Source organism: Pseudotamlana agarivorans, assembly GCF_018860245.1.
In the GTDB taxonomy this organism is placed as follows: domain Bacteria; phylum Bacteroidota; class Bacteroidia; order Flavobacteriales; family Flavobacteriaceae; genus Pseudotamlana; species Pseudotamlana agarivorans_A.
The window spans coordinates 1-7,651 of sequence record NZ_JAHKPD010000021.1; the positions used below are offsets into that span (position 1 = coordinate 1).

Here is a 7,651-nt window from a genome sequence, read left to right on the forward strand (position 1 = left end):
TAATTCATTGCTAATACTCGCCTACTTACGAAAATCCTCGCGGATTTTCTATTCGGTTTGTATTTGCTAAATTAGTTGCTGAAACACGCAACGAAATCATACACAAACACGTTGCCAGTAATTTGAAAAACATACATATGAAATCAATATTAACTCTTTTTCTAATTCTATTTTTATCAAACTGTGGACAGAAAAAGGTTGTGGAATCAAAACCAAAAAAGACTTTAACGAGAGAACTTTCAGAGATACCAACATTTCCAAATTGTGAAACCTATAAAGATTGGATTGAAAAAGAATTTTGTCTGACCAATAGTATTCAAGAACTGATTTCTAAAAACGCTAAAAAAAACAATCTTACTCTAACTAAAGATACATTAAAGGTTGCAATCAGAATAGAAATTGATGGTTCAAGCACAATAATGGAAAACAAATCAAATAATAAAAAATTAGAAAGTTTAAGCCAAAATGTTCTAGAAAATTTACCTTACATAGAACCTGCAAGTTCAAAAAGTTTAGACAGAAAAGTCACTTCTGCATATTCTTTTTATCTGATTTTTGAGAATAATGAGATTACTAGTAAATTGAAAAAATAAAAAACTACTGGCAACATTGTATATAAAAAATTGCTATTTTGTGCTTAACCAATGTGAGTTGCTTTGTTTGCTAGCTTCTGATTTTCCTTCGGAAAATCCTCGCACACAAACACGCAACTTTCCATATACGTAACCGTTGTGTGTAATTTAAGAAAAACCGAACTGAAATTTGAAATTGATGAAAAATTTATATTTAATTCTTCTTATTCTAATAGCTTTTAGTTGCAATGACAAAAAAGAAAAAACTGATTTCAAAGAAAATAATGGACTTATAATTGAAAATAAGAAAGAACCGAAAATAAAAAACGTTTTAAGCGAAGAGAAAACTAAAGTTCAATTAGAAGATACAACATCAAAAACATATGTTGCGTTGAAATTTATCAACGACTATGTTGTGAATTGTAACAAAATGAAAGAACAAATAGGAATCGTTAAATGGGTGAATTTTAATCAGGATGTTAGTCAAGAATTTAAAGAAGAACTAACAAAAATGATTGAAGATGCTTATAAATCTGAACCTGAATACGGACTTGGATTCGACCCGATTTTTGACGCTCAAGATTATCCCGATGACGGTTTTAAACTTGCGGAATTTGACTCTATTTCAAATTATTTGACTGTGGAAGCTAAAACTTGGAAAGGTTTTTCTATTAATATGAGGATAGAAGAAGTGAATAATAAATGGTTAGTTGACGGTTGTGGAGTAATCAACATTCCGAAAAACAAGCAAGCTGAAAGATAAAAACTACACACAACACCGTGTATAAAACATTGCTAAATTAGGCTTTCCGAGAGGTTTTTGCTTGTTTGCCGAGTCCGCCAAATTTTTAATTTGGCTTTTACGTTTGACAAGTTAAAAACAAAATTAAAAATTTAGCTCTGTTTTATCCTTAAAATATATTACCTTTTTACACGCTACGTTCCATACACATCAACGTTGTGTGCAATTTGGCTGCGTTACCAAGATTTGGTATATTTGAGTAAATTTATAGTTAAAATGGGAAAAAACACATCAATATCACTCGGAAATCATTTTGAGGATTTTATCAGAGATGAAGTAAACTCTGGAAGATATGGTTCGGTTAGCGAAGTAATTCGTTCCGCATTACGTTTGTTAGAACGTGAAGAAAAAAAAGAAAGAGAACTGATTAAAGCTCTAGAAGTTGGGGAAAACAGCGGGTTTGTTGAAAATTTTGACCCAAAACAACATCTGAAAGAATTACATCGTAAACACTTATGAGTAAAAACAAATATCGCATAAGCCAACAAGCGATTGAGGATTTAGATAAAATTTGGATTTATACTCTTAATAAATGGTCTAAAGAACAAGCAGACAGATATTACGATTTAATAATAGCAGAAATTGAATTTATTGCGGACAACTATCTGATTGGAAAATCCGCAGAGCAAACTCGAAAAAACTATAGAGTTACGAAAATCAAATCCCATCTGATTTTTTACAGAAAAGTGGATAATGAGATTGTGGAAATTGTTAGAGTTTTACATCAGAGAATGGACATTAAAAAACGACTGAAATAAAAACTGCACACAACAATGGCTATAATTAATACGGGTTTTGGTGCTTAACCCAAAGTTTAGAGCTTTTAGACAAGTCCGCCAAATCTTTTGATTTGGCTTTAGTACTAAAAAAGATAAAACAAAATAAAAAGATTTGGCTAAGTGCTTAGTACGGAAATTAATTACTTTTAATTCCCGTACTAAGCATAGCCGAGAACGTTACAAAACATTCTCCAAATCAGAATCCGATTAATTCCTATAGATAACAAATAATATTGTATTGTAAGAAAATTACTGTAAATTTGACGTTAGTTGAAATTAAAGCTTAATAACCTCAAAAAAATGGCTAACGACAAAATAACTATTCACGAAAAAGAAAATCCTCCTAGAATAAAAGAAGAATATAGTACATTATCCATAACTATTACGTGTGATGATCCTGATGTAATAATAGCACCAGCAGCTCAAAAACCTGCCACATTAAAATTTGCAAAACCTTTAGTAGAAAAAATTGAAGGGCCATTTGATGAAAACAATGAACTTGTAGGAGAAATGGAAGTTGACAAAACTTATATCTTCAAAGCTACAAAATTCAAAGAATCAACTTTTACACCAATAAAACATATTTGGTTCGCCGAACAATTAGATGACAGAGAGATTGTAGACCTAGAGTACAAAAAAGGAGAAAACCCATATTTAGATGAGGAAAAAAATGTATGTTATAAATACAAATATAAAAAATATGCTAACACTAAAATTTATGCATATGTGTGGAAGCCTGATAAAGAAGCTTGTATTGATATCCCAATTGTAATACCTACAGTTGTCATAACTAATAAAAGAACTGGTTTTACTATACAAGAATTAAAGGGGATGGACGTATCAAAGTTTGCTGTTTGGACACCAGCGGTTGTTGTGCCTACATATGAAGCACAAGTAGTTTTAGTAAAGGGAGAAGAAAAAGAATACCAATTTTCTTTTAATGTAACCAGGGATGCTTGGTATAGTTTGGGTAAGAATGAAAGCGATGAACACGTTTTATTGAACAGAGCATTTGTCCCTGATAGTTGGGAACGAAATTTGTACGGTGCAAAATGGTATCCTAGTTATCCTAATCCAATTTCAACAACTTATGTACCTAGTAATATAGATGCCTTTATGTTAACTAGGTTTGGCAAAACTAGTATACCTGCAACACCATTAAAAACACAAAACAAATTAGATGGTTCGCTAATTTCTTCGCCAAGGATTAATGAAAATTTGGCTAGTGAAGTGATGATACATATAGGAGGAACTTATAAAGCTAATGGATTAACCGCCTTAGGTGGTTCTTACGGTTGTTTTGGCTATATTCAACCTGAGCATACGTTTGACACCGTTGAAAGAGCTATAAAAGCATCTAAAGATGATGATTATGATGATTTAACGAGTAACACTAACTGGAAAATAGTTGCTGATAAGATAAAAAAGTTATGGAATTACAATAGAAAAATGCATATTTTATTAGAAGAAAGAGACGAAACAAAAAATTACCAACCAAGTATCGTATTTGAAGAATAGGCATGAAAATATATATTATTGTATTTGGTATAATAGGTTTATTAATTGGTATTTATTTTCCAATTGTGGGTGTATTATTTAAGGTTGCAGAAACACAAGGCATGTGTCTAAATGGCTGTGATATTTCATTTTGGGACAATGCCAATAAGTTTGATATAGCATTAACTTTCTTAATGGGTATTGTTGGCGGTTTATTAGGCTGTTTATTTGGTTTCTTTGTATATAAAATATTCAAAAAATAACGTTTTGTAACAAAATGTATAAAACATAGCTAAATTAGGCTTTCCGAGAGGGTTTTGCTTATTTGCTAAGTCCGCCAAATTTTTAATTGGGCTTTTACGCTTGAAAGTTAAAAACAAAATTAAAAATTTAGCTCTGTTTTATCCTTAAAAATACTACCTTTTTACACGCTACGTTCTATACACATCAACGTTGTAGCTAATATAAAAACTAGACTGTGATTGATAAAACCAACAAAGAACTATTGGACGTTATAGCTATTTTTATTTCTAAAGCTGAAAGCTCAGACGAGACAAAAAAATTAGTTATTGAACTTAAACATCTAAAAAATGAAGGTTCTGGTAATGACGAAGCTAAAGCAAAACTTTTTTTGAAAATTTCTGAGTTATTATACAATTCTTCAGAACTTTCTAAAGAAGGTTATTATTTTTATCAGCGATTTTCTATTGAAAGTTTGATTTTTGAATCAAGAATGATAAATAATGTTTACGATTCTGAATTAAATCCGATTACTGATAAAATGCGCTTAGTAGAAAAGAAACACGGACTTAATGATGATGAATATTGGACTATCGAAGAATATCCACCGGAGTATAAAAAATTAAACGATGAATATGAAAAAGTACTGGACCTAAATACTGAATTATTATATAAAAAATATGCGCCAAAGGAAATATATGAACAGTATGTAAACAACAATAGTGAGTTTAACGAAATAGCTCAAAAAGGACATATCGCTAAAAATAATAAAGACGAAATAGAAAGACTTATTGAATTATCAAATGTCTATCAAAAAGAAGCTGAAATAAGTGAGAAAAATCAAGCTTTTTTAGCTTCTTCAATTCTTTTAGGAGCAACCATAGAAACTAAAATGATTATTAAATGTTTGAGAAACACTACTGAAATTCAAACAGCTATTCAAAAAATGGGAATTCCAAATAAACAGATAAAGTCAAAGAATCCAGTAGATTGGACTTTGAATACATTAATAAAAGTTTGCGATAAATGTGGATGGTTACCTAATATAGAATCTGACAAATACACTTTTAAAACAAATAATATTAGCCATTTTTTAAGATTGACAAGGAATCTTGTTCATCCTGGGATTATCATAAAAAAAGAAAAAACATTATCTCTTGATTCTCAAAAATTCAGTACAATAAAAGAGTCTTATAAATTAATCAGTTTAATTATTGACAATTAAAATACTAGCTACAACAAGGGCTATAATTAATACGGGTTTTGGTGCTTAACCCAAAGTTTAGATCTTTTAACCAAGTCCGCCAAATCTTTTTGATTTGGCTTTAGAACAAAAAAGATAAAACAAAATAAAAAGTTTTGGCTAAGTGTTTAATCGAAAGTTCACTACTTTTAATTCCCGTACTAACCATAGCCGAGAACGTTGGCAAACATTAAAAACTCACTCAAAAGTTTACATTTAACGAAACTTTATTTATATTTGTATCAAATTTGATTTTACAACACGAATGATAAAACGATTTGAAACGAAATTGCTTGAAGAAGCTTTTGAATTTGTAGAAAAGCAAAACCTAAAAGCAAGGAAAAAGATATTTCAAAATATAAGAAGAGCCGAACAACATTCTGACCCAAAGTTTTTTAAAAAACTGACTGACGATATTTGGGAATTTAGAACCTTATATTCTGGAACACAATATCGCCTTTTAGCCTTCTGGGACAAGGATGATAAAACCGAGACATTAGTTTTTGCTACTCACGGAATTATTAAGAAAACAAGCAAAGTGGATAAAAAAGAAATCGACAAAGCTGACAAAATCAGAAATACATACTTTAAAAACAAAAAGAAATGAAAAGTTACACTTTAGACCAAGCAGAAGACCTTTTAATTGGAAAAAAGGGAACTGAAGAAAGAGACGAATATGAATTTGAGTTAAAACTTGAATTGATTGGCGATATGATAAAAACCGCCCGAAAAAAACGAAAACTGACTCAAGAGCAATTAGGAGAATTAGTTGGAGTAAAAAAAGCACAGATTTCTCGACTTGAAAACAGCACTGGAAATGTGACTTTTGAAACTGTAATGCGCATTTTTAATGCTTTGGGTGCTAAACTAAATTTAAATCTACAGATATAAAATAACGTTTGCCAACAATGCCTATACTTAATACGGGTTTGGTTTTTGATTCAAAAGTTAGTCTGTATTTGCAAAGTCCGCCAAATCTTTTGATTTGGCTTTATTACTGAAAAAGATAAAACAAAATAAAAAGATTTGGCTAATTGTTTAAACGGGAATTATTTACTTTCAATTCCCGTACTAAGCATAGCCGAGAACGTTAGCCCACATTTTTACTCGGCTCATCAAAATTTAGTCCCTTAAACACTTTCTCCAAACTCCTACTCTATTCTTATCATAGATTCCTTAATTTCTTTCTCTAAAAATTTAATTTTAACAAAAAAATTAAATAACTATTACCTCCTGGAATCGAAGCGAAAACAGAAATTTAAAATATAGCGCAACGGATTATACTCACTCAACCGATTTCTGACCCTAACAATACGAAACTGTTGCGACGGACTAATAAGCTGGACGGCATATTAGTCTGTTAAATAGTTATGGTTTAAAACTCTGATTACTCAAGCGGTTTTAGTTAATAGCAAAACGAAACTGTTGCGACGGATTAAAAATCTACACGGCAACTCTAAACGCGAAGCAAAATCAGTTAAAAATGTGATTAATAATGCGGATCTAAACCTGAATAAACTAAACGTGGGCTAACAATATGTAAAATCCATTGCTTACTTTAGCGTTAAATTAATGTGTAGTACTTCTATCCAACTTCGGATTTCCAAACGGAAATCCTACTTTCTTAGTCGCAACGCACCTTACATGAGACCGTTGCCATTAATACCGAAATGAAAATAAACTACTTACTTACTAACTTGGATTTTTTAGAATATCAGCTATATACTTCTTCAAAATCGGAATCACAGAAAAAGAAACGTTTTCGTTCTAGATATATAGTCTTTATATTATATACATTGATAGGACTTTATTTTGCCTATAAAAATGAAAATAATAGCATTGGCGGAATAATAGCTTCTTTGGGTTTATTATGGTTTGCTTTTTATCCAATGTATGCCAAATGGAATTATAAAAGACATTTCAAAAAACACATTGAAGAAAATTATAAGAATAGGATTAACAAGCCTGTGGAAATTGACTTTGACGAAAATTTCTTGAATGTGAAAGACTTTACTTCTGAAAGTAAAATAAATGGAACTGAACTAAAGGAATTGATTGAAACAAAAGACCATTTCTTTATTAAATTGACAACTGGATTATCTTTAATTATTCCAAAATACTCGATTGAAAACCAAACGAAATTAAAGAAACGTGTAACTGAATTCGGAGCTGAATATATTGATGAACTGAATTGGGAATGGAAATAAGTACTAATGGCAACACCGTGTATAAAACATAGCTAAATTAGGCTTTCCCAGAGGTTTTTGCTTGTTTGCCGAGTCCGCCAAATTTTTAATTTGGCTTTTACTTTTGACAAGTTAAAAACAAAATTAAAAATTTAGCTCTGTTTTATCCTTAAAAATCTTACCTTTTTACACGCTACGTTGCATACACATCAACGTTGGCAACAATAAAAAAAATGAGAACCAGAATTCAATAACTTAACGCAACAAATCAAAACTTTAGATTTGTTGTATGGACACAAAAAAATATAAGCGATTAACCCTCAATGAAAGAG

Annotated in this window: 10 protein-coding genes; all 10 read left to right on the forward strand. The window is 30.6% G+C overall.

Features of this window, described 5'->3' with window-relative positions:
- Window positions 1-137 precede the first annotated feature (137 nt).
- The 10 genes from KO493_RS14080 (at window position 138) to KO493_RS14125 (ending at window position 7,340) form a co-directional block, all read left to right on the forward strand.
- A complete protein-coding gene (locus tag KO493_RS14080) occupies window positions 138-593 on the forward strand; it encodes a hypothetical protein (protein WP_216068624.1) in 456 nt (151 codons plus the stop codon).
- A gap of 178 nt (window positions 594-771) precedes the next feature.
- Window positions 772-1,335 (forward strand): hypothetical protein, encoded by a 564-nt coding sequence (locus tag KO493_RS14085; protein ID WP_216068625.1) that lies wholly within the window; start codon window positions 772-774, stop codon window positions 1,333-1,335.
- 255 nt (window positions 1,336-1,590) lie between these two features.
- Window positions 1,591-1,833, forward strand: coding sequence for a type II toxin-antitoxin system ParD family antitoxin (locus KO493_RS14090; protein ID WP_216068626.1), 243 nt, complete (start codon window positions 1,591-1,593; stop codon window positions 1,831-1,833).
- Window positions 1,830-2,132: a type II toxin-antitoxin system RelE/ParE family toxin gene (locus KO493_RS14095; RefSeq protein WP_216068627.1), complete on the forward strand. Its 303-nt coding sequence runs from the start codon at window positions 1,830-1,832 to the stop codon at window positions 2,130-2,132. The genes KO493_RS14090 and KO493_RS14095 overlap by 4 nt, the downstream gene beginning before the upstream one ends.
- 291 nt (window positions 2,133-2,423) lie before the next feature.
- Window positions 2,424-3,671: a hypothetical protein gene (locus tag KO493_RS14100; protein ID WP_216068628.1), complete on the forward strand. Its 1,248-nt coding sequence runs from the start codon at window positions 2,424-2,426 to the stop codon at window positions 3,669-3,671.
- A gap of 2 nt (window positions 3,672-3,673) precedes the next feature.
- Window positions 3,674-3,913 carry a hypothetical protein gene (locus tag KO493_RS14105; protein ID WP_216068629.1) on the forward strand — a complete coding sequence of 80 codons (240 nt, stop codon included), beginning with the start codon at window positions 3,674-3,676 and terminating at the stop codon, window positions 3,911-3,913.
- Between the two features lie 215 nt (window positions 3,914-4,128).
- Window positions 4,129-5,115, forward strand: a complete 987-nt coding sequence (locus KO493_RS14110; protein ID WP_216068630.1) for a hypothetical protein — start codon at window positions 4,129-4,131, stop codon at window positions 5,113-5,115.
- A gap of 283 nt (window positions 5,116-5,398) precedes the next feature.
- Window positions 5,399-5,740 (forward strand): type II toxin-antitoxin system RelE/ParE family toxin, encoded by a 342-nt coding sequence (locus KO493_RS14115; RefSeq protein ID WP_216068631.1) that lies wholly within the window; start codon window positions 5,399-5,401, stop codon window positions 5,738-5,740.
- Window positions 5,737-6,024 (forward strand): helix-turn-helix domain-containing protein, encoded by a 288-nt coding sequence (locus tag KO493_RS14120; RefSeq protein WP_216068632.1) that lies wholly within the window; start codon window positions 5,737-5,739, stop codon window positions 6,022-6,024. Before KO493_RS14115 ends, KO493_RS14120 begins: the two co-directional genes overlap by 4 nt.
- Window positions 6,025-6,803: 779 nt before the next feature.
- Window positions 6,804-7,340 (forward strand): YcxB family protein, encoded by a 537-nt coding sequence (locus KO493_RS14125; protein ID WP_216068633.1) that lies wholly within the window; start codon window positions 6,804-6,806, stop codon window positions 7,338-7,340.
- The last annotated feature ends 311 nt before the right edge of the window (window positions 7,341-7,651 follow it).